Raw genomic sequence first — 20,855 nt, forward strand, 5'->3', positions numbered from 1 at the left:
CCGGTTTTTTTACGCTTATTGATGACGCTTACGAAGATTGTCGATCACGGTGGTGAGGTTGAGATCCTGATCCTGCAACAGCACCAGCAGGTGGTACATCAAATCAGACGCTTCATTGGTTAATTCAAAACGATCATTGACGGTGGCCGCCAGCGCGGTTTCTACACCTTCTTCGCCAACTTTTTGCGCAATACGTTTGGTACCGCTGGCGTACAGTTTCGCCGTGTAAGAGCTGGCCGGATCGGCGGTTTTGCGCTCTGCCAGTAGCTGCTCCAGTTGATACAGGAATAACCACTGATGGCTGGCGTCGCCAAAGCAACTGCTGGTACCTTTGTGGCAGGTCGGCCCGACAGGGTTTGCCAGCACCAGCAGTGTATCGTTGTCGCAATCCGGCGCAATGCTGACGACATTCAGCACATGGCCTGAGGTTTCGCCTTTGGTCCATAAACGCTGTTTCGTGCGTGAGAAGAACGTAACATGGCTGGATTCAATGGTTTTGTCCAGCGCTTGTTGGTTCATATAGCCCAGCATCAATACTTCGCCGGATACCGCATGTTGCACGATGGCTGGCATCAGGCCATCGGTTTTTTCCCAGTCCAGCTCGCGGCGTTGTTGCTCTGTTAACATATCCTGATCTCCACGCCCTGGCCTGCCAGGTACGCTTTTAATTCGCCAATATTGATGATTTGCTTGTGAAAAACGGAGGCGGCAAGCGCGCCGTCGACATCGGCATCACGGAATGCCTCAAGGAAGTGTTCCATCGTGCCCGCGCCGCCGGAGGCGATCAGCGGCACGCGGCAAACGTCACGGACTTTTTTCAACTGCGTCAGATCGTAACCGTTACGCACGCCGTCCTGGTTCATCATATTCAGGACGATTTCCCCCGCGCCGCGCTGTTGTACCTCTTGCACCCAGTCCAGCGTCTCCCACTGCGTCACGCGGGTACGGTTTTCATTGCCGGTATACTGGTTAACATGGTATTTCCCCGTGGCGTCGTCAAACCAGGTATCAATCCCGACGACAATACACTGTACGCCAAAACGGTCAGCCAGACGGGTAATCAGCGTTGGGTCAGCCAGCGCCGGGGAGTTGATAGAGATCTTATCCGCCCCGAAAGAAAGAATTTTGGCGGCGTCGTCAATTGACCGGATGCCGCCCGCTACACAAAACGGAATGTCGATCACCTCGGCAACGCGCGCCACCCAGCTTTTATCGACTACGCGACCATCGCTGGAGGCGGTAATGTCATAGAACACCAGTTCGTCCGCGCCTTCGTCGGCATAGCGTTTGGCCAGCGGAACGATATCGCCAATGATCTCATGGTTGCGAAACTGTACGCCTTTCACCACCTGACCATCACGAACATCCAGACACGGAATTATACGTTTTGCCAGCATTGGATGGCCTCCTTAACGGTAAATTTCCCTTCCAACAGCGCGCGTCCGACAATCACGCCGCGCACGCCGGTGCCGCGCAGGGCGGCAATATCATCGATATTGCCAATACCGCCGGAGGATTGAAAGGCGATCTGCGGATATCTGGCGCATACCTCTTCATACAGCGACACGTTAGAGCCCGCCAGCGTGCCGTCGCGAGAAATATCGGTACACAGTACATGTTTCAGACCGACGGGGAGATAGGTCTCCACCAGTTGTTCCAGCGAGACGCCGGAATTTTCCTGCCAGCCGCTAACCGCCACCTGCTTGTTGCCGTGTTCGTCTATGCGAACGTCCAGCGCCAGTACCAGCGCCTGCGCGCCAAAACGTTCAAACCAGCCTTTCACCACGTCAGGGGATTTCACCGCCGTTGAACCGATGACCACACGGGCAACGCCAGCTTTCAGTAATGCCGCAACGTCTTCTTCGGTACGCACGCCGCCGCCGACCTGAACAGGCACGTTCACGCCCGCGACCAGGGTTTTAATCAGCGGTATCTGTCGCTTAGCCGGATCTTTAGCGCCGGTCAGATCTACCAGATGCAGCACCCCGGCGCCCTGGGCGGCGTAATCCTGCAAACGGGGTAGGGGATCGTTACCGTAATCCCGCTGCCGGGCGTAGTCGCCCTGGTGTAGACGCACCACGGTGCCGTCAATTAAATCTAATGCCGGAATAATCATTACATCTCCAGGAAGTTTTTCAGCAACTGTGCGCCCGCCGCGCCCGAACGTTCCGGGTGGAACTGTACGCCGAAGAAATTATCTTTCTGTATCGCCGCGGTAAACGGCTCGCCGTAATTGCACTGGGCGATAGTCCACGGGTTGACCGGCATCGCGTAGCTGTGAACAAAGTAAAAATAGGCGCCATCTTCAATGCCCTGAAACAGCCGGTTGCCCGCCTGCGGATACACGCGATTCCAGCCCATGTGCGGCAGCGGCAGACCAAAGTCGGTCATTTTCGGCACGTCTTGCTCGATAATGTTCAGCAGATCCACGCCGCGCGTCTCTTCGCTGCGACGACCCAGCAGTTGCATCCCTAAGCAGATACCCAGTACCGGCTGAGTACACGCTTTAATCAAGTCGATCAGTTCACGTTCGCGCAGTTGATCCATAGCGGCCTGCGCCGTGCCGACGCCGGGCAGAAAGAGTTTGTCAGCGCGTAATACGGTTTCCGCTTCGCGGCTGACCACCGGGGTATAACCGTGGCGCGCCACGGCGGATTTTACCGAGCTTAAATTGGCGCAGCCGGTGTCAAGGATGACGACGTTCATCACAGCACTCCTTTCGAGGACGGTAATGTATCGCCCTCCACGCGAATAGCCTGGCGTAGAGTCCGACCAAAGGCTTTAAACAAACTTTCGACACGGTGGTGATCGTTTTTACCTTTAGTCTTGAGATGCAGAGTGACGCCCATCGTGTAAGAGAGTGAGCGGAAAAAGTGTTCAATCATCTCTGTGCTCAAATCGCCCACACGCTGGTAGGTAAATTCAGCTTTATATTCCAGATGCGGACGACCGGAAATATCCAGCGCGCAGCGCGCCAGACATTCATCCATCGGCAGTACAAAGCCAAAACGGCAGATACCGCGCTTGTCGCCGAGTGCCAGTTTTAATGCCTCACCGAGCGCCAGTCCGGTATCTTCTACCGTGTGGTGATCGTCGATATAGAGATCACCCTTAACGGTAATCTCCATGCGAAAGCCGCCGTGGGTGGCGATTTGATCGAGCATATGGTCAAAGAAGCCGACGCCGGTATTAATCTTGCTGTTGCCTTCGCGATCCAGCCAGACGCTGACATCAATCTGTGTTTCTTTGGTGTTGCGGACCACATGCGCATAACGATCGCGTTTCGTTAGCTGTTCGCCAATCATCGTCCAGTTCAGCGTTTCACGGTGATAGCGTAAACCAGTAATGCCCATATTATCAGCGAGCTGGATATCGGTCGCACGATCGCCAATCACATAGCTGTTAGCGCTATCCATCGCTTGTTCCGCAAGATAACGCTCCACCAGCTTCACTTTGGGCTTGCGGCAGTCGCAATCGTCTGCGGGCAGGTGAGGGCAGATCAGCACTTCATCAAAGCGTACGCCCTGAGAGGTGAAAATCTGCATCATCAGGTTGTGCGGTCCGTCGAAGTCCGCCTGCGGGAAGCTTTGCGTGCCAAGTCCATCCTGGTTAGTGATCATCACCAGCTTAAAACCGGCTTTTTGCAGCTTCAGCAATACGGGAATCACCTCTGGCTCAAAGGCCAGTTTATCAAAGCGGTCTACCTGAAAATCGCTTGGCGGTTCGGAAATCAAGGTTCCGTCCCGGTCGATGAAAAGATACTTCTGACTCATACTGGCTCCGCACGTAAGGCGTCAATGACGCGCTGGTTTTCCTGGCGGGTGCCGACCGTAATCCGCAGGCAGCCGCTTAAAGAAGGTTGTTTATTCTGATCGCGTAAGATAATGCCCTGATCCCATAAGGATTTAAACACGCTGCTGGAGGCGGTAAACCGCGCCAGAATATAGTTGGTTTCAGAGTCAAAGACGTGTTCTACGCAGGCGGTCTGTTGCAGGGCATTCACCAGATACTGACGTTCCTGCACTGTCTGCGCCACGCGATCGCGCATTGCGTTTATTCCCTGCGGACTCAGCGCCTGGGCGGCGATATCCGCCACTGGCGTAGAAAGCGGATAAGGGGCGATCACTTTTAACAGCAGGTTGATCACCTCTTCATTAGCCAGCGTAAAGCCGCAGCGCAGACCCGCCAGCGCAAAAGCTTTCGACAATGTGCGCAGGATAACCAGATGAGGATATTCAACCAGCCAGCCTGTCAGCGTGGCCTGTGGGCAAAACTCAATATAAGCTTCGTCGGCGACGACTATCGCTTTACCGCGTGTCAACTCCAGCAGCGTGCGCAGATCCTGCGGGTTGATAAGTTGCCCGGTGGGGTTATTGGGGCTACAAACGAATACCACTTTTGTGCCGTCAAGGTTGTCGGAAATCCCCTGTAGATCCAGCTGCCAGTTTTCAAGCGCGGGAACCGTCCGGCGCTCTACGCCAATGGTTTCGGCGCTGACGCTGTACATACCGTAAGTGGGCGGACAGTAGAGAATGGCGTCTTTCCCCGGTTCACAGAAGGCGCGGATCACCAGCTCGATCCCTTCATCCGCGCCGCGGCTGACCAGCACCTGCTCCGGCTTTACGCCAGCATATTGCGCGTAGTTTTCAATCACGGCCTTTGGCTGGCATTCCGGGTAGCGGTTAAGCGTTTGTTGGGTGAGCTGAAACTCCACCGCTGTCGGGAATTCATTCGCGTTCAGCCAGACATCGCCGTTACCGCCCAGACGGCGGGCGGACTGATACGGTACCAGGTTGCGGACATTTTCACGGGCTAAGTCAGCGATGCTGAGAGTATTTTCAGTGCTCATGCTTGCTCCTTGAGGGCGTTTACGCGCAGGGTCACGGCATTTTTATGGGCGGTCAGACGTTCTGCCGCCGCCAATGTTTCAATGGTTGATGCCAGAGCGGAAAAGCCCGCTTTCGACAGTTCCTGAACGGTCATCCGTTTCTGGAAATCCGCTAACCCAAGGCTGGAACAGGTAGCAGTATAGCCATAGGTCGGTAAGACATGGTTGGTTCCGGAAGCGTAATCACCGGCGGATTCCGGCGACCAGTCGCCGAGAAATACCGAGCCTGCGCTGGTAATCGCATCCACCAAATCGCGCGCATTGCGCGTCTGGATGATTAAGTGTTCCGGCCCATACTGATTAGAGATGGCGACGCACTGCGCTAAATCTTTGGTCACAATCAGACGACTGGCGCTCAGAGCCTGCCGGGCGGTGTCCGCGCGCGGCAGTTCCGCCAGTTGACGTTCTACCGCCTCCGCCACCTTGCGGGCAATGTCAGCATCAGGCGTCAGCAGGATCACCTGGGAATCCGGGCCGTGCTCAGCCTGGGAGAGCAGGTCAGAAGCGACGAAATCCGGTGTTGCGCCGCTGTCTGCGATCACCAGTACTTCAGACGGCCCGGCTGGCATATCGATAGCCGCGCCGTCGAGACGCTGGCTGACCTGACGTTTGGCTTCGGTTACAAAGGCGTTGCCGGGGCCAAAAATTTTATCCACTTTCGGTACGGACTCGCTGCCGAAGGCCAGAGCGGCAATCGCCTGCGCGCCGCCGACGTTAAAGATTTCCTGCACGCCACACAGTTGTGCCGCATAGAGGATTTCATCAGCGATGGGCGGCGGCGAGCACAGAACCACGTTCTGACATCCCGCAATGCGCGCCGGCGTTGCCAGCATCAGCACCGTTGAGAAGAGCGGAGCCGAGCCGCCGGGAATATAAAGACCGACAGACGCGACGGGACGCGTAACCTGCTGACAACGTACGCCTGGCTGGGTTTCCACATCTACAGGCGGTAGCGTCTGCGCGGAATGGAACGTTTCAATATTTTTGACGGCAGCGGCCATCGCCTGTTTTAATTCGTCGCTCAGACGCGCGCCGGCGGCGGCGATCTCTTCAGGGGTGACGCGTAGCGCTGTCACTTCTGTTTTATCAAATTTAGCGCTGTATTCACGCAGGGCATCGTCACCGCGCGTTTTTACATTATCCAGAATATCGCTGACCGTCCGGGTAATACTGTCAGAGGCGGAAATCGCCGGACGCGTCAGCAGCGCACGCTGCTGTTCAGGGCTACAGCTGTTCCAGTCAATCAGGGTATTGAAGCTCATGGTCTATACTCCATCACAGGGTTCCGCCTTATCCGGCCTACAGAACCCAAAATAACAACGCATTACGTAGGCCTGATAAGCGCAGCGCCATCAGGCGTCAGATCACTCCATCATCTTCTCGATCGGCAGTACCAGAATCGAGCTGGCGCCAAGCGCTTTCAGTTTCTCCATGGTTTCCCAGAACAGCGTTTCGCTGCTGACCATGTGCATCGCCACGCGCTGTTGCTCGCCCGCCAGCGGCAGAATTGTCGGCCTTTCGGCGCCTGGCAGCAGGGCGATAACCTCTTCCAGGCGTTCACTTGGCGCGTGCATCATGATGTATTTCGATTCGCGCGCCTGAATCACACCCTGAATACGGGTCAGCAATTTATCGATCAGCTGTTGCTTGCTCTGTGCCATCTCACCGTCGCGCTGAATCAGACAGGCTTTAGAGCGGTAGATAACTTCGACTTCACGCAGGCCGTTAGCTTCAAGCGTCGCGCCGGTAGAGACCAAATCGCAGATAGCGTCGGCCAGCCCCGCGCGCGGCGCGACTTCGACAGAACCATTTAACAGACACGATTTAAAAGAGACGCCTTTCTGGTCGAGGTAGCGTTTGAGGAGGTGCGGATAAGAGGTAGCGATACGTTTACCGTCCAGCGCGGCCGGGCCGTCCCAGGCTTCGTCAACCGGCGTTGCCAGCGATAAACGGCAGCCGCCGAAGTCAAGACGGCGCAGGGTAAAATAGCGCGGATCTTCACCCTGCGCGCGGCGGTTGAGTAGCTCTTCTTCCAGCACGTTCTCGCCGATAATGCCGAGATCGACCACGCCATCCATCACCAGACCCGGAATGTCATCATCACGCACGCGCAGGATATCAATCGGCATGTTTTCCGCCATCGCAATCAGGCGCTGAGTGTGTAAATTAATTTTTATGCCGCAGCGGGCCAGCAATTCTCGTGAATCATCGCTTAAACGGCCTGATTTCTGAATAGCTATGCGTAAGCGGGTGTTGTCTAACATTCTGCGTTCCTCTTTATCCTGTCTGAACCGGTCTGTATCGCGCGCCAAAAAAAAGCCCCCGGAAGATGATCTTCCGGGGGCTTTCTCATACGTTCATGCACCACTGGAAGATCTGAATGTCTTCCAGCACACATCGCCTGAAAGACTAGTCAGGATGATGGTGATGATGGTGGTGTTTAAATTGAACGCGTGTCATAAAAATTCCGATGAATGCTTATTCATTTGATACCTTTTAACCTAAACCACTTTTACGCCTTAAAGCAAGCGCTTTTTTCATTTCGCATTTATAGTATGAATTGTCAGTCACGGCGGGCTGGCGTAGCCTTATGTATAAGGCGTTAAAGTCAGGAGAAAATGGATGAAAAAGGTCGCAATTGTCGGTTTAGGTTGGTTAGGCATGCCGCTGGCAATGTCGCTGGCAGCGAGAGGCTGGCAGGTTACCGGCAGCAAAACCACCCTTGACGGGGTGGAAGCGGCCCGTATGAGTGGAATTGAAAGCTATCCGCTGCGTCTGGAGCCGGAGCTGGTCTGTGAGGCGGACGATCTTGACGCTCTGCTGGATGTCGATGCGCTGGTGATAACACTGCCCGCGCGCCGTAGCGGTCCGGGAGAGGATTTTTATCTGCAGGCGATGCAGGAGCTGGTCGATAGCGCGCTGGCTTATCGTATCCCGCGTATTATTTTTACCAGTTCGACGTCTGTTTACGGCGATGCGCAAGGCGTGGTGAAAGAGAATACGCCGCGTAATCCGGTCACGGCCAGCGGGCGTACCCTGAAGGAACTGGAAGATTGGCTGCATAATCTGCCGGGCACGTCAGTGGATATTCTGCGGCTGGCGGGGTTGGTCGGACCTGGGCGCCATCCCGGACGTTTCTTTGCCGGAAAAACCGCGCCGGATGGTCAACACGGGGTCAATCTGGTGCATCTTGAAGACGTGGTTGGCGCAATTACCCTTTTGCTACAGACGCCGAAAGGAGGGCACATCTATAATATATGTGCGCCGGCGCATCCAGCCCGCAACGTGTTTTATCCGCAAATGACGCGCTTGCTGGGAATGGCGCCGCCGCATTTTCGTAACGCACCGGACAACGGCAAAGGGAAGATTATCGACGGTAGCCGGATTTGTAATGAGCTGGGATTTGAATATCAATATCCCGATCCGCTGGTGATGCCGATGGAGTGAGTCGCTGTCCAGCAGGTGGTCGCCATATAGCGCAAGGGGACGAGTATGAAACCACTGCTGGACGTTCTGATTATTCTTGATGCGTTAGAAAAAGAAGGCAGCTTCGCGGCGGCGTCGGCAAAATTATTTAAAACGCCGTCCGCCCTCAGTTATACCGTTCATAAGCTGGAAAACGATCTTAATATCCAATTGCTCGACCGTAGCGGGCATCGCGCGCGATTTACGCGAACCGGTAAGATGCTACTGGAAAAAGGCCGTGAAGTGCTGCACACCGTTCGCGAGCTGGAAAAGCAGGCGATTAAACTGCATGAAGGCTGGGAGAACGAACTGGTCATCGGTGTGGATGATACCTTTCCCTTTTCTCTTTTGGCCCCGCTTATCGACGCTTTTTATCAACGCCACAGCGTGACGCGCCTTAAATTTGTCAATGGCGTTCTCGGCGGTTCATGGGAGACGCTGACGCAGGGAAGGGCGGATATTATTGTTGGCGCCATGCGCGCGCCGCCGCCTGACACCGGCTTTGGCTTTGCAAGACTGGGCGATCTTGAACTGGTGTTTGCTGTCGCTCCGCATCATCCGCTGGTTCATGAAGAGGAACCGCTTAGCCGCCAGACGATCAAACGTTTTCGCGCGATTGTGGTTGGCGATAGCGTCCATTCCTCGCGATCAATAGGGTCTGAACTGCTCGACGCTCAGGAAGCGATTACCGTGTTTGATTTTAAAACCAAGCTGGAGCTGCAAATTAGCGGCCTGGGATGCGGCTATTTACCGCGTTATCTGGCGCAGCGATTTTTGGAAAGCGGCGCGCTTATAGAGAAGAAAGTTGTGGCGCAAATCGTCTATGAACCGGTGTGGGTTGGCTGGAATGAACAGACCGCCGGGCTGGCCAGCGGCTGGTGGCGGGATGAAATTTTAGCAAATAATGCTATTGCTGGGGTGTATGCAAAATCGCCGGTTTAAAAATCAATCGCTTATGAAAAATAATTTTTTGAACGCGCTCGCATTCTCTTGTCATTTCACTTCAATTTAGGGCAGAATACGCCGCTTGCAAAAAATGACACTAACCGACGTTTTAATACGCGTCGGTTATTTTTTTGCTTCAAACACATCATTCAATACCAAGAGGCCGGGCTTCGTACCGGATAGATACTTACTTAAAAATCGACAGTTGTTGTCGCTGAGGAATCCAGAAAATGGGGCAATTTTTTGCTTACGCGACGGCATTCGCCGTAAAGGAGAATGACCATGTCGCATAACGTTACTCCAAACACCTCTCGCGTGGAATTACGTAAAACGCTTACGTTAGTTCCGGTTGTAATGATGGGTCTTGCCTATATGCAGCCGATGACGCTGTTCGATACATTTGGTATCGTTTCAGGCCTCACTGACGGTCACGTACCGACGGCGTATGCATTCGCGTTAATCGCGATTCTGTTTACGGCGTTAAGCTACGGGAAACTGGTGCGTCGCTACCCTTCCGCGGGTTCGGCGTACACCTATGCCCAGAAATCCATCAGCCCGACCGTTGGCTTTATGGTGGGTTGGTCTTCTCTGCTCGATTATCTGTTCGCGCCGATGATCAACATTCTGTTGGCGAAAATTTATTTTGAAGCGCTGGTGCCCTCCATTCCGTCATGGGTGTTTGTCGTGGCGCTGGTGGCCTTTATGACGGCCTTTAACCTGCGCAGCCTCAAATCGGTCGCTAACTTCAACACCGTGATTGTAGTGCTACAGGTGGTGCTGATTGCGGTCATTCTGGGCATGGTGGTTTATGGCGTATTTGAAGGCGAAGGCGCCGGTACGCTGGCGAGCACCCGTCCGTTCTGGTCCGGCGATGCGCACGTTATCCCGATGATTACGGGAGCGACGATCCTGTGCTTCTCCTTTACCGGCTTTGACGGCATCAGTAACCTGTCGGAAGAGACCAAAGATGCTGAGCGCGTGATCCCGCGTGCGATTTTCCTGACCGCGCTGATTGGCGGCCTGATCTTCATCTTTGCAACCTATTTCCTGCAATTGTACTTCCCGGATATCTCTCGCTTTAAAGATCCGGATGCGTCTCAGCCGGAAATCATGCTGTACGTGGCGGGTAAAACCTTCCAGGTGGGCGCGCTGATCTTCTCTACTATCACCGTGCTGGCTTCCGGTATGGCTGCGCATGCAGGCGTAGCGCGCCTGATGTACGTAATGGGGCGCGACGGCGTATTCCCGAAAAGCTTCTTCGGTTACGTTCATCCGAAATGGCGTACGCCAGCGATGAACATCATCCTGGTCGGGGCGATCGCGCTGCTGGCGATTAATTTTGACCTGGTGATGGCGACGGCGCTGATTAACTTTGGTGCGCTGGTCGCGTTTACCTTTGTTAACCTGTCGGTGATTTCGCAGTTCTGGATCCGTGAGAAGCGTAATAAAACGTTGAAAGATCACTTCCAGTATCTGTTCCTGCCGATGTGCGGCGCGCTCACGGTTGGTGCGTTGTGGGTTAACCTGGAAGAGAGCTCAATGGTACTGGGCCTGATCTGGGCGGGTATCGGGCTGATTTATCTGGCGTGCGTAACTAAAAGCTTCCGCAACCCGGTTCCACAGTACGAAGACGTCGCGTAATCGCGCGTATTATCGGCAATAGTAAAACCGGAGGCAGTGCCTCCGGTTTTTTGTCTGTCATCCAGCACGTTTGCCGGATGGCGATGTCACTATTTATCCGCTCTGGATTAACAATGCCCGTCAGGCATTGGTCAATTACACAATCTCGGTTGCGTACTGCCACAGTGATTTCAGCAACCCCAGCTTCGTTTTATCTTCCGCATACTGCTGAGAAAGCATCTGCAATTCATTGGCATACTGTTGTAAAAACTCCGGCGTCAGCACCTGACGGCGATGCTCCAGCCAGCGCTGCTGCTCTGCGTCATCCAGCGTACCGGGAAAATTGCGTGCGCGGTAATTAAACAGCAGCTTCTCAATGCGCTTATCGACAAAGGTAATATCCAGCGCGGGCAGGTTACGCGGCTCGGTTTCGAGTACGATTTTCATGGCTGCGCGATCGGCATCGCTGAAAAAACCATCATAGAGCTGGGCATCAACGTTATCCGAGGCGGCAAAAGGTTCGGCTTCGGCAAAAATCGCCACCACTTTGTCGCGGACCTGCGGGTTTTCACGCAACACTTTCAGGTTATCCAGGCAGTGCTGGCGGTTAATTCCCAGCCGGTCGGCATCCTCCGGGCGCAAGGTATTCGCCTGCGCCAGTACCGGACATTTATTGATATGCACCAGCTTTACCGGCACTGCGACGTGATCGCCAAGATCGGCTTTGGCCGTATAAAGCCGCTCGCGAAGGGTGTCGCTGTCCAGCTCAAGAAGAGGAGAAATATCGCCTGCTAAATCGACCATGATCACCGCGTTACGGTTTTCAGGATGCCACGCCAGCGGCGCGACCCAGCTTGTATTACCGCGCCACGCGCCAAACATGCCGGAGACATGCACCAGCGGCTTCATCTGCGGAACGTCAATCAGCGCCGCCAGTTTATGTTTACTGCGGTGGCTATAAAGATAATCAAACAGTCGCGGCTGGCGTGTTTTCACCAGTTGCGCCATCGCAATAGTGGCGTAGACATCCGCCATCGCATCATGCGCGTTGCTGTGTTCGATCCCGTTCGCCTGGGTTAAATGTTCCAGACGAAAGCTGGGCAGGCCGTCGTCGTTTTCCGGCCAGTTAATTCCCTCCGGGCGCAGCGCATAACAGGCGCGCATGACATCCAATAGATCCCAACGTGAATTATCATGCTGCCAGCTCCAGGCATAGGGATCGTAAAAGTTGCGATAAAAAATATTGCGCGTGACTTCATCATCAAAGCGCACATTGTTGTAGCCCACAACGCAGGTTTTAGGAACGGTAAACAGCGCATGAATGCGTCTGGCGAAAGCGGCTTCGTTTTCTCCTTTCTCACGCGCTTCCTGCGGCGTGATGCCGGTAATCAGCACCGCGCCAGGCTGCGGTAGATAATCATCGGCGGGTTTGCAATAAAACACCTCCGGCTCGCCAATAACGTTGAAGTCGTTATCCGTACGGAGCGCGGCGAATTGCGCAGGTCTGTCGAGGGCCGGATGCGTACCGAAGGTTTCGTAATCGTGGAAGAGGAATGTGCTCTGTATGCTGTCGTTTTTAACTGTCACTTGATGTACACGCCTGATGTTATCTGTATATGAAATATTTTATTCTTTTATTTTGTCGTTGATTGATTGTATTTGTACACCAATTGATATTGTTGCTAATGTTCGTACATGCGATGGTGAGTACATAAACATTAAAATCATTGAGTACAAAATACTAAAATGACCATCAGCGACACTAAACTACGCTCCCTCTATGGTAAACCATATTCCGGTCCATCTGAAATTACTGATTCTGATTTAGTACTGTATGGAATTTAGGCCAGGGGCAATCTGGCCGGGATCTCAAAAAATGCATGGACTAAAACGGGTCTATGTACAGAGGGACACAACGCTGTGTCCCTTAATTTCATGCGGGTTGAGGCTGGACTAGGCCCAGGCCAGTGGCAGGATGGATGACAGAACACTCGGGAAATATTTTCTGGCATGACGTTGCATACTATCCGCCACAACGCTGGTACAGGTAAAGGCGCCATGGAGGCCGTGAAAACGGTCGGACCAGTCGGTAAACTGTTCGCTGGACGGGAATATCGCCGGAGACAGCTCCCAGGCTTTCTGCATCAGCGCCTCCGCATAGCCTCTCAGGGCCGGCGGAGAGTCATGCTCAGTGCCGAAAATGGCGCTGGAGGAATAGCGTGCGAATGCGGTACTGAGACAGAACAGGGTTTCCGCCTGCTTCTGTGGGGTGGCGTCAGTCAGGTGATAAGCACTGAGGATGTGCTGGTAGTGTGCCGGGCTGAGTTTGCCTTCAGGAAGCAAGGGGGCAAAAATGCTGGTCAGACGCGACACTGAGGCATCATCAATCAACTTTACGGTGGAATGTTTCTGGTTCGTGGCGGCAATAAACTGCTGGTTCAGTTCCCCGTGCTCTTCAGTGCTGAGGATGATATCAATCAGTTCCCCAAAGCGTCGCTGCACGGCCTGCTGATTAAATGCGGCGAGAAACACCGGAAAGTCATGACGGAATAACTCTACCGGAGAGATTTGCGCAGTGGAAACGTTCTCTCCGGCTCGCAGCAGGTAAAAGTTGTCCCATGTGGTGTCAGGAGTAGGGTTTAGCATTGTTAACAGCGTGTCAGTGGAGAGCATCATCGCCGTGTCTGAATCTTGGGAGGAAAGCAGCAGGAAATTATCTGCAGCGCGGGTTGTCCAGTCCGGGCTGCCGTCATAATTGCCGAAGAGCCCATTATGGATGTGGGGAGACACCGCCGGGTGAGCAAGATACTGTTCATAAAGCGCTGCAGCTTTCTGGCGGGTGCCATCAGTGCAGTCCACGCCTGTCATACAGTGTAAAATCACCTGATTAAAGAGTCCGCTGTGAGTGGTCATGGCGGCGCTGTTCCTGTCAAACGAATCCAGCAACACAGGCAGTATGCGCTGCTGATAATATGTGTCAGGAGCCGGCAGGGGAACGTCATTATAGGTCTGGCACTGGTGGGCAAAAAAACGTTCCTGAACAGGCCCGAGCCACTCGCTGATAAGCGCACTTTGCGTATAGGGGGGGTGGGCCAGTACGCTTACCAGCGAACTTTCAACTGGCCGGATACATGCCTCTGTTAAGCGGCCACCCCGCAATGACTTAACCAGGTCTTCCATTGCCTGGACTTTTTCCTGACTGTATTTATCGGGCAGGCTGTCAATGGTCATCAGAATACTTTTACCATTATTGTGCTCATGATTTAAAAATCCATCCACAGCGTTCTCAGTCCAAAGGAGTGGCATTTGCAGCCAGATATCACCTAGACGAATAAAATTTCCGCCCCCTGACACTGACGGAGGTGATGAATTATCCGGTTCATTTAAAATAACGCCAGAGAGGTTGGCTTTGTGACGTATAAGCGTATTTTTTAATGTTGTATCAATAAAAGAGGGCTGTTGTTGTGTAGTAATTGAATACTGTAAAACCACTTCATTCATGTCTGAATTACTAAATTTCGTATTACTGCAGACTACATCACTCAGTGTCGAATAAGTGAATCGGCATTCGTCAAAATGTAAATGAGATATATCAGAATAAGTAAATTTTGAATTTGAAAAGTTGAACCCCTTAATAATATCGCCGTCTCGCTCCATGAAGCTGGGGGGCAATATTTTGCTGAATGTAATATTACGGAAATCTGCGTTTGAAAAATCGCGATCTGCGGCCGTAAGGGTTTCTCCGGCTTTCTGTCGTAAAACTGCATCCGTGAGTTTCTTAGCCCAGTCGGCAGGTGATGACGGGGAAGACGTAGCCTGAAGTGAGAGGGAGGGGATACTGGTGGTGTTCTACCTTCAGAAACCGTGGGCCTGTTATTGGCTGATACAGAGACTCCACCGGGGAGCGGGGCCGCACCTGTCATTCTGTAATTATAATCACATGTTTGATTTGCAATATGCTTACGCATGAATGCTGCATTCATTTTTGAGACATCTTCTGCTGAAATATTTTTCTTGCCTGCATTATTTGTATCTTTAATATTTTTAATAGTAATCAATGTTTTGTTTAAGGTGTTTTTATCTTTCGGCTGAAAGAAGTCTTTTATTTTTTGTGGTAACGCGAACTCAATCGGTGAGTCCTTTCCTGTTTTAAATTTTTCATTTAAAGATGTATGCGTGTTTTTAACACTGGTTATTTTTGAGGCGAGCCCGTTTTTCGTATGTTCACGAATAGAGGTAATTAATTTTTTAACCTGGTTAGGAATAGTAGAAAAATTAATTGCGCCTGATGATATCTTCATTAGAATTCCTTATCAACATCATTATGGAAAAACGGTCTGGATTTTTAACGCCTTAAAAGTAAGCTTCATATGTCGGTATGGCGATGGAGATCACAATTCACCATGTTATCTGGCAGGTTTCTTTCAGAAAGTGTCCATCCTGTCACCATGTCACCGTATTGTGGGACGCTGACGTATCTGCGGAAAAATCAAGGCATAAGGGAGCGGGTCGGGTAACGAAGCCCGTGTGCACGCAAAAGTAAACCCGCTTCGATGCTCAACCAGCGTTTTTCACCGGCATTCGGGATATCGTCGGCGGACGTTCCGGCGCGTATGAGAAAGAATTGCGTAAAGCGCGTGAAATCGCTTTTCAGGAAATAATCGTTTTCTTTTAAATATTATTACGTGTTATTGGAATTGTATCATTTTTATAATTAACAGTGGGTTGTTTGGTAATTCTGCTGATTATTCGATGACAGTCCATGTGCGTGTTCAGGAAATGTAAAATATTTATAAAATAAAAGGTTTTATCGTGTTGGCATGCTCATTTTAACAACTATTTCAAATTGTGATTGAAGCCGACATTTCATAATACAAATTAAATATAATCTTCAGCTATATCTAATAACAGGAGGTTATATGAGCATTAGTCGTCGTTCTTTTTTGCAGGGGGTAGGCATAGGCTGCTCTGCCTGCGCGCTGGGCGCTTTTCCGCCCGGGGCGCTGGCGCGCAACCCGATTGCCGGCATTAACGGTAAAACCACGCTAACGCCAAGTTTGTGCGAAATGTGTTCCTTTCGTTGCCCTATTCAGGCGCAGGTAGTCAATAACAAGACCGTTTTTATCCAGGGCAATCCTTCTGCGCCGCAGCAGGGGACGCGCATATGCGCCAGGGGCGGGAGCGGCGTCAGCCTGGTCAATGACCCGCAACGGATTGTAAAACCTATGAAACGCACCGGGCCACGCGGCGACGGTGAATGGCAGGTGATTAGCTGGCAACAGGCTTACCAGGAAATCGCGGCGAAAATGAATGCCATCAAAGCGCAGCATGGCCCCGAGAGCGTGGCTTTCTCTTCCAAATCGGGCTCGCTCTCCAGCCATCTTTTCCATCTGGCTACGGCCTTTGGTTCGCCTAATACCTTTACTCACGCCTCAACATGCCCTGCCGGGAAAGCCATTGCGGCAAAAGTGATGATGGGCGGCGATCTGGCGATGGATATCGCTAACACGCGCTATCTGGTTTCGTTTGGCCACAATTTGTATGAAGGGATTGAAGTTGCCGATACCCATGAGTTAATGACCGCGCAGGAGAAGGGGGCCAAAATGGTGAGCTTCGATCCGCGTTTGTCGATATTTTCCAGCAAGGCGGATGAGTGGCACGCTATTCGTCCCGGGGGGGATTTAGCGGTTCTGCTGGCGATGTGCCACGTCATGATTGATGAACAGCTCTACGATGCGTCTTTTGTTGAGCGTTATACCAGCGGATTTGAACAGTTAGCACAGGCGGTAAAAGAGACGACGCCGGAATGGGCCGCCGCGCAGGCCGATGTCCCAGCCGACGTTATTGTCCGGGTGACACGCGAACTGGCTGCCTGCGCGCCTCACGCTATTGTCAGTCCTGGTCATCGCGCGACGTTCTCGCAGGAAGAGATCGATATGCGGCGTATGATTTTTACGCTTAATGTGCTGCTCGGTAATATTGAGCGCGAAGGCGGGCTATATCAGAAAAAAAACGCGTCTGTTTACAATAAACTGGCCGGAGAAAAGGTCGCGCCAACGCTGGCGAAACTCAACATTAAAAATATGCCGAAACCGACGGCGCAACGCATCGATTTGGTCGCACCGCAGTTTAAATATATCGCCGCTGGCGGCGGCGTGGTGCAAAGCATTATTGACTCGGCGTTAACCCAGAAGCCTTACCCGATAAAGGCGTGGATTATGTCGCGGCATAATCCTTTCCAGACCGTCACCTGTCGTTCGGACCTGGTAAAAACCGTTGAGCAACTGGATCTGGTGGTCAGCTGCGATGTCTATTTGAGCGAGAGCGCGGCATATGCCGACTATCTGCTGCCGGAATGCACCTATCTCGAACGGGACGAAGAGGTATCCGATATGTCGGGACTGCACCCGGCTTACGCTCTGCGCCAACAGGTCGTAGAGCCGATTGGCGAGGCGCGTCCGAGTTGGCAAATCTGGAAAGAACTTGGCGAGCAGTTGGGATTAGGGCAGTACTATCCGTGGCAGGATATGCAGACGCGCCAACTCTATCAGTTGAACGGCGACCATGCCTTAGCGAAGGAACTGCGACAGAAAGGGTATCTCGAATGGGGCGTTCCGCTGCTATTACGCGAACCAGAATCCGTTCGTCAGTTTACGGCGCGTTACCCCGGCGCTATCGCGACGGACAGTGACAACACCTATGGCGAACAGCTTCGCTTCAAATCGCCCTCCGGCAAAATCGAACTTTATTCCGCAACCCTGGAGGAATTGCTCCCTGGCTACGGCGTTCCGCGCGTTCGTGACTTTGCGCTGAAAAAAGAGAATGAGCTTTACTTCATTCAGGGCAAGGTGGCCGTGCATACCAATGGCGCGACGCAGTACGTACCTTTACTCAGCGAGCTAATGTGGGATAACGCGGTCTGGGTTCATCCGCAAACGGCGCAAGAAAAAGGCATTAAGACCGGCGATGAGATCTGGCTGGAAAATGCCACGGGTAAAGAGAAAGGTAAGGCGCTGGTGACGCCCGGTATCCGCCCGGACACGCTTTTTGTCTATATGGGATTTGGCGCTAAAGCTGGGGCCAAAACGGCGGCGACGACACACGGTATCCACTGCGGAAATTTACTGCCGCACGTGACGAGTCCGGTATCCGGTACGGTAGTGCATACCGCAGGCGTGACGCTGAGCCGGGCATGAGGGAGGAGGGAACCATGAATCATTTAACGAATCAGTACGTCATGCTGCATGATGAAAAACGTTGTATCGGCTGCCAGGCGTGTACCGTTGCCTGCAAAGTGCTTAATGACGTACCGGAGGGATTTAGCCGCGTACAGGTACAAATTCGCGCCCCTGAACAGGCATCCAACGCACTAACCCATTTTCAATTTGTCCGCGTCTCCTGTCAGCACTGTGAAAATGCGCCATGTGTCAGCGTTTGTCCTACCGGAGCGTCATATCGTGATGAAAACGGGATCGTGCAGGTGGATAAATCGCGCTGTATTGGCTGCGATTATTGTGTTGCCGCGTGTCCTTTCCATGTGCGCTATTTGAATCCGCAAACCGGTGTCGCCGACAAGTGTAACTTCTGCGCCGACACGCGGTTGGCGGCTGGCCAGTCTCCGGCGTGCGTATCCGTTTGCCCAACGGACGCGCTGAAATTCGGCAGACTGGATGAGAGCGAGATCCAGCGCTGGGTCGGTCAGAAAGAGGTCTATCGCCAGCAGGAGGCGCGTAGCGGCGCGGTCAGTCTGTACCGTCGTAAAGAAGTCCATCAGGAGGGTAAAGCATGAATACTATCTGGGGAGCGGAACTACACTATGCGCCAGATTATTGGCCGCTGTGGTTAATTTATGCAGGCGTCGTGGTGCTGCTCATGCTTGTTGGGCTGGTTATCCATGCGTTATTGCGCCGGATGCTGGCGCCAAAAACGGCGGGCAGCGAAGAGCATCGTGACTATCTCTACTCGCTGGCGATTCGCCGTTGGCATTGGGGAAATGCGTTACTGTTTGTTTTATTACTGTTAAGCGGTTTATTTGGTCATTTTTCTCTCGGCCCTGTAGCGCTAATGGTACAAGTGCATACCTGGTGTGGTTTTGCCTTACTGGCTTTCTGGGTCGGGTTTGTGCTGATCAACCTCACCACAGGTAACGGGCGTCACTATCGGGTAAATTTTTCCGGACTGGTAACGCGCTGCATACGCCAGACGCGTTTTTACCTTTTTGGCATTATGAAAGGGGAAGCGCATCCGTTCGCGGCAACAGAGCAGAATAAGTTCAATCCACTGCAACAACTGGCATATCTGGCGATTATGTACGCGCTGGTACCGCTGTTAATCATCACCGGTTTGCTGTGTCTCTATCCGCAGGTTGCGGGTCTGGGCCCTGTGATGCTGGTGCTGCATATGGCGCTTGCTATCATCGGCTTACTGTTTATTTGCGCGCATCTCTATCTGTGTACTCTTGGCGACACGCCGGGACAAATTTTCCGTAGCATGGTTGACGGCTATCATCGTCATCGTACCGCGCCGCGCGGGGATAATTCCGCCGTCTGAGCGTATCCATAAAATAATGTCAGCAAGAAAATGTGCCTTGTGTCACATTTTCTTGCAATTTATCCATGTTTGTTTAACTGAACTTCCGTAAAAAGAACGGCAAATAGAGACCATCCTGAGGACATGCTGTTGAAACGCCGTTTGTTTATTGCCGCTTCTTTATTCGCGATGCACCTTTCTCCTGCGCTTGCGGCCGATGCCGTAAGTTTTGCTCCCCAACCGCCAGCCATTGATGCAGGCGCTTGGGTGTTGATGGATTACACTACGGGACAGGTTCTTACCGCCGGTAATGAACACCAGCAACGTAATCCCGCCAGCCTTACCAAGCTAATGACGGGCTACGTCGTCGATCGCGCCATCGATAGTCATCGTATCAGCCCTGACGATATCGTCACCGTTGGGCGCGATGCCTGGGCGAAGGATAATCCGGTGTTTGTCGGCTCCTCGTTGATGTTTTTAAAAGAAGGGGATCGCGTGTCGGTACGCGATTTAAGCCGTGGCTTAATTGTGGATTCCGGTAACGATGCCTGTGTGGCGCTGGCGGATTATATCGCGGGCGGGCAGCCGCAGTTTGTGGCGATGATGAACAGCTATGTGAAAAAACTCAATTTGCAGGATACCCATTTTGAAACCGTCCACGGTCTGGATGCGCCGGGACAACATAGCTCCGCGTATGATCTGGCCGTACTCTCCCGGGCGATTATTCACGGCGAACCTGAATTTTATCACATGTACAGCGAGAAAAGCCTGACCTGGAACGGCATCACGCAGCAGAACCGCAACGGCTTGTTGTGGGATAAGACCATGCATATCGATGGGCTTAAAACCGGACACACATCGGGGGCGGGATTTAATCTTATCGCATCGGCGGTGGACGGGCAGCGTCGACTTATCGCCGTCGTGATGGGGGCGAAAAGTTCGAAAGGCCGTGAGGAACAGGCGCGAAAACTGTTGCAGTGGGACCAGCAAAACTTTGCGACGGTGCAGATTTTGCACAGCGGTAAAAAAGTGGGCAGCGAGCGAATCTGGTATGGAGATAAAGAAAAGATTGCGCTGGGTACGGAACAGGATTTCTGGATGGCGCTGCCTAAAGCGGAAATTCCGCATATCAAAGCAAAATATGTGCTGGATAGAAAAGAGCTGGAGGCGCCAATCGCCGCTCATCAACGGGTAGGTGAAATAGAGCTATACGATCGGGATAAACTGATCGCTCAGTGGCCGCTGGTCACTCTGGAGTCGGTGGGTAAAGGCGGTATGTTCTCTCGTCTGAGCGACTATTTTCAGCATAAAGCGTAAGCCGTTGTCACACACCGTTCACCGTCATCTGAGGTGTCAAAAGGGCGGGATTGCGAGGTTGCTCACAAAATGATCACGCTGTCCTTGTGAC

Annotated in this window: 18 protein-coding genes, 3 pseudogenes and 1 other annotated feature; of the genes and pseudogenes, 10 read left to right on the forward strand and 11 right to left on the reverse strand. The window is 52.7% G+C overall.

What is annotated here, in order from left to right; translation table 11 throughout:
* Positions 1-15 precede the first annotated feature (15 nt).
* The 9 genes from hisIE to hisL all read right to left on the reverse strand — a co-directional run bounded on the left by hisIE (position 16) and on the right by hisL (position 7,348).
* Positions 16-627: a bifunctional phosphoribosyl-AMP cyclohydrolase/phosphoribosyl-ATP diphosphatase HisIE gene (gene hisIE / locus J4728_RS06660; RefSeq protein WP_208211460.1), complete on the reverse strand. Its 612-nt coding sequence runs from the start codon at positions 625-627 to the stop codon at positions 16-18.
* A complete protein-coding gene (gene hisF / locus J4728_RS06665) occupies positions 621-1,397 on the reverse strand; it encodes an imidazole glycerol phosphate synthase subunit HisF (RefSeq protein WP_000880128.1) in 777 nt (258 codons plus the stop codon). Before hisF ends, hisIE begins: the two co-directional genes overlap by 7 nt.
* Positions 1,379-2,116 carry a 1-(5-phosphoribosyl)-5-[(5-phosphoribosylamino)methylideneamino]imidazole-4-carboxamide isomerase gene (hisA, locus tag J4728_RS06670; protein ID WP_000586407.1) on the reverse strand — a complete coding sequence of 246 codons (738 nt, stop codon included), beginning with the start codon at positions 2,114-2,116 and terminating at the stop codon, positions 1,379-1,381. The genes hisF and hisA overlap by 19 nt, the downstream gene beginning before the upstream one ends.
* Positions 2,116-2,706, reverse strand: coding sequence for an imidazole glycerol phosphate synthase subunit HisH (gene hisH, locus J4728_RS06675; protein ID WP_086811882.1), 591 nt, complete (start codon positions 2,704-2,706; stop codon positions 2,116-2,118). Before hisH ends, hisA begins: the two co-directional genes overlap by 1 nt.
* Complete coding sequence (gene hisB / locus J4728_RS06680) at positions 2,706-3,773, reverse strand: bifunctional histidinol-phosphatase/imidazoleglycerol-phosphate dehydratase HisB (RefSeq protein WP_000080050.1); 1,068 nt, start codon at positions 3,771-3,773, stop codon at positions 2,706-2,708. Before hisB ends, hisH begins: the two co-directional genes overlap by 1 nt.
* The gene (gene hisC / locus J4728_RS06685) at positions 3,770-4,849 is read right to left on the reverse strand and encodes a histidinol-phosphate transaminase (RefSeq protein WP_001580956.1); all 1,080 of its coding nucleotides are present in this window, start codon (positions 4,847-4,849) and stop codon (positions 3,770-3,772) included. The genes hisB and hisC overlap by 4 nt, the downstream gene beginning before the upstream one ends.
* Entirely contained in the window at positions 4,846-6,150 is a 1,305-nt protein-coding gene (hisD, locus tag J4728_RS06690) for a histidinol dehydrogenase (protein ID WP_000009622.1), read from the reverse strand. The genes hisC and hisD overlap by 4 nt, the downstream gene beginning before the upstream one ends.
* 102 nt (positions 6,151-6,252) lie before the next feature.
* Positions 6,253-7,152 carry an ATP phosphoribosyltransferase gene (gene hisG, locus J4728_RS06695; RefSeq protein ID WP_000886600.1) on the reverse strand — a complete coding sequence of 300 codons (900 nt, stop codon included), beginning with the start codon at positions 7,150-7,152 and terminating at the stop codon, positions 6,253-6,255.
* A gap of 46 nt (positions 7,153-7,198) precedes the next feature.
* Positions 7,199-7,322 (reverse strand) — a sequence feature (His leader region).
* Positions 7,298-7,348 carry a his operon leader peptide gene (hisL, locus tag J4728_RS06700; protein WP_001364200.1) on the reverse strand — a complete coding sequence of 17 codons (51 nt, stop codon included), beginning with the start codon at positions 7,346-7,348 and terminating at the stop codon, positions 7,298-7,300. It overlaps the preceding feature by 25 nt.
* 162 nt (positions 7,349-7,510) lie before the next feature.
* Between hisL and J4728_RS06705 the strand changes: the two genes are divergently transcribed.
* The 4 genes from J4728_RS06705 (at position 7,511) to plaP (ending at position 10,939) form a co-directional block, all read left to right on the forward strand.
* Positions 7,511-8,335: an SDR family oxidoreductase gene (locus J4728_RS06705; protein WP_208211462.1), complete on the forward strand. Its 825-nt coding sequence runs from the start codon at positions 7,511-7,513 to the stop codon at positions 8,333-8,335.
* Between the two features lie 45 nt (positions 8,336-8,380).
* A complete protein-coding gene (locus J4728_RS06710; RefSeq protein ID WP_000803316.1) occupies positions 8,381-9,295 on the forward strand; it encodes a LysR family transcriptional regulator in 915 nt (304 codons plus the stop codon).
* Between the two features lie 233 nt (positions 9,296-9,528).
* A complete protein-coding gene (gene yoeI, locus J4728_RS06715) occupies positions 9,529-9,591 on the forward strand; it encodes a membrane protein YoeI (protein ID WP_096335044.1) in 63 nt (20 codons plus the stop codon).
* Positions 9,581-10,939, forward strand: a complete 1,359-nt coding sequence (gene plaP, locus J4728_RS06720) for a putrescine/proton symporter PlaP (protein ID WP_001519005.1) — start codon at positions 9,581-9,583, stop codon at positions 10,937-10,939. Before yoeI ends, plaP begins: the two co-directional genes overlap by 11 nt.
* 135 nt (positions 10,940-11,074) lie before the next feature.
* On the opposite strand, the gene sbcB is transcribed toward plaP, so the two are convergent.
* Positions 11,075-12,505 carry an exodeoxyribonuclease I gene (gene sbcB, locus J4728_RS06725; protein ID WP_000216702.1) on the reverse strand — a complete coding sequence of 477 codons (1,431 nt, stop codon included), beginning with the start codon at positions 12,503-12,505 and terminating at the stop codon, positions 11,075-11,077.
* 159 nt (positions 12,506-12,664) lie between these two features.
* On the opposite strand from sbcB, the pseudogene J4728_RS23860 reads away from it, so the two are divergent.
* A pseudogene (locus tag J4728_RS23860) lies at positions 12,665-12,742 on the forward strand (hypothetical protein); the annotation flags it as partial.
* Between the two features lie 129 nt (positions 12,743-12,871).
* Here the strand turns inward: J4728_RS23860 and sopA are convergent.
* Positions 12,872-15,219: pseudogene (gene sopA, locus J4728_RS06730) on the reverse strand (SPI-1 type III secretion system effector HECT-type E3 ubiquitin transferase SopA).
* A 266-nt stretch (positions 15,220-15,485) separates the two neighbouring features.
* Between sopA and J4728_RS06735 the strand changes: the two are divergent.
* The 5 genes and pseudogenes from J4728_RS06735 to dacD form a co-directional block, all read left to right on the forward strand.
* Positions 15,486-15,578 (forward strand): annotated as a pseudogene (locus J4728_RS06735) (heavy metal-binding domain-containing protein); the annotation flags it as partial.
* Positions 15,579-15,837: 259 nt separating this feature from the next.
* Positions 15,838-18,114, forward strand: a complete 2,277-nt coding sequence (gene phsA / locus J4728_RS06740) for a thiosulfate reductase PhsA (protein WP_000028228.1) — start codon at positions 15,838-15,840, stop codon at positions 18,112-18,114.
* Between the two features lie 14 nt (positions 18,115-18,128).
* The gene (gene phsB / locus J4728_RS06745) at positions 18,129-18,707 is read left to right on the forward strand and encodes a thiosulfate reductase electron transport protein PhsB (RefSeq protein ID WP_001016236.1); all 579 of its coding nucleotides are present in this window, start codon (positions 18,129-18,131) and stop codon (positions 18,705-18,707) included.
* Positions 18,704-19,468: a thiosulfate reductase cytochrome B subunit gene (phsC, locus tag J4728_RS06750; RefSeq protein ID WP_208211463.1), complete on the forward strand. Its 765-nt coding sequence runs from the start codon at positions 18,704-18,706 to the stop codon at positions 19,466-19,468. Before phsB ends, phsC begins: the two co-directional genes overlap by 4 nt.
* A gap of 123 nt (positions 19,469-19,591) precedes the next feature.
* On the forward strand, positions 19,592-20,764 hold the full coding sequence (dacD, locus tag J4728_RS06755; RefSeq protein ID WP_208211465.1) for a serine-type D-Ala-D-Ala carboxypeptidase DacD: 1,173 nt from the start codon (positions 19,592-19,594) through the stop codon (positions 20,762-20,764).
* The last annotated feature ends 91 nt before the right edge of the window (positions 20,765-20,855 follow it).

Origin of the sequence: Salmonella sp. 32070601201500089SM (assembly GCF_017573605.1) — a bacterium.
In the GTDB taxonomy this organism is placed as follows: domain Bacteria; phylum Pseudomonadota; class Gammaproteobacteria; order Enterobacterales; family Enterobacteriaceae; genus Salmonella; species Salmonella enterica.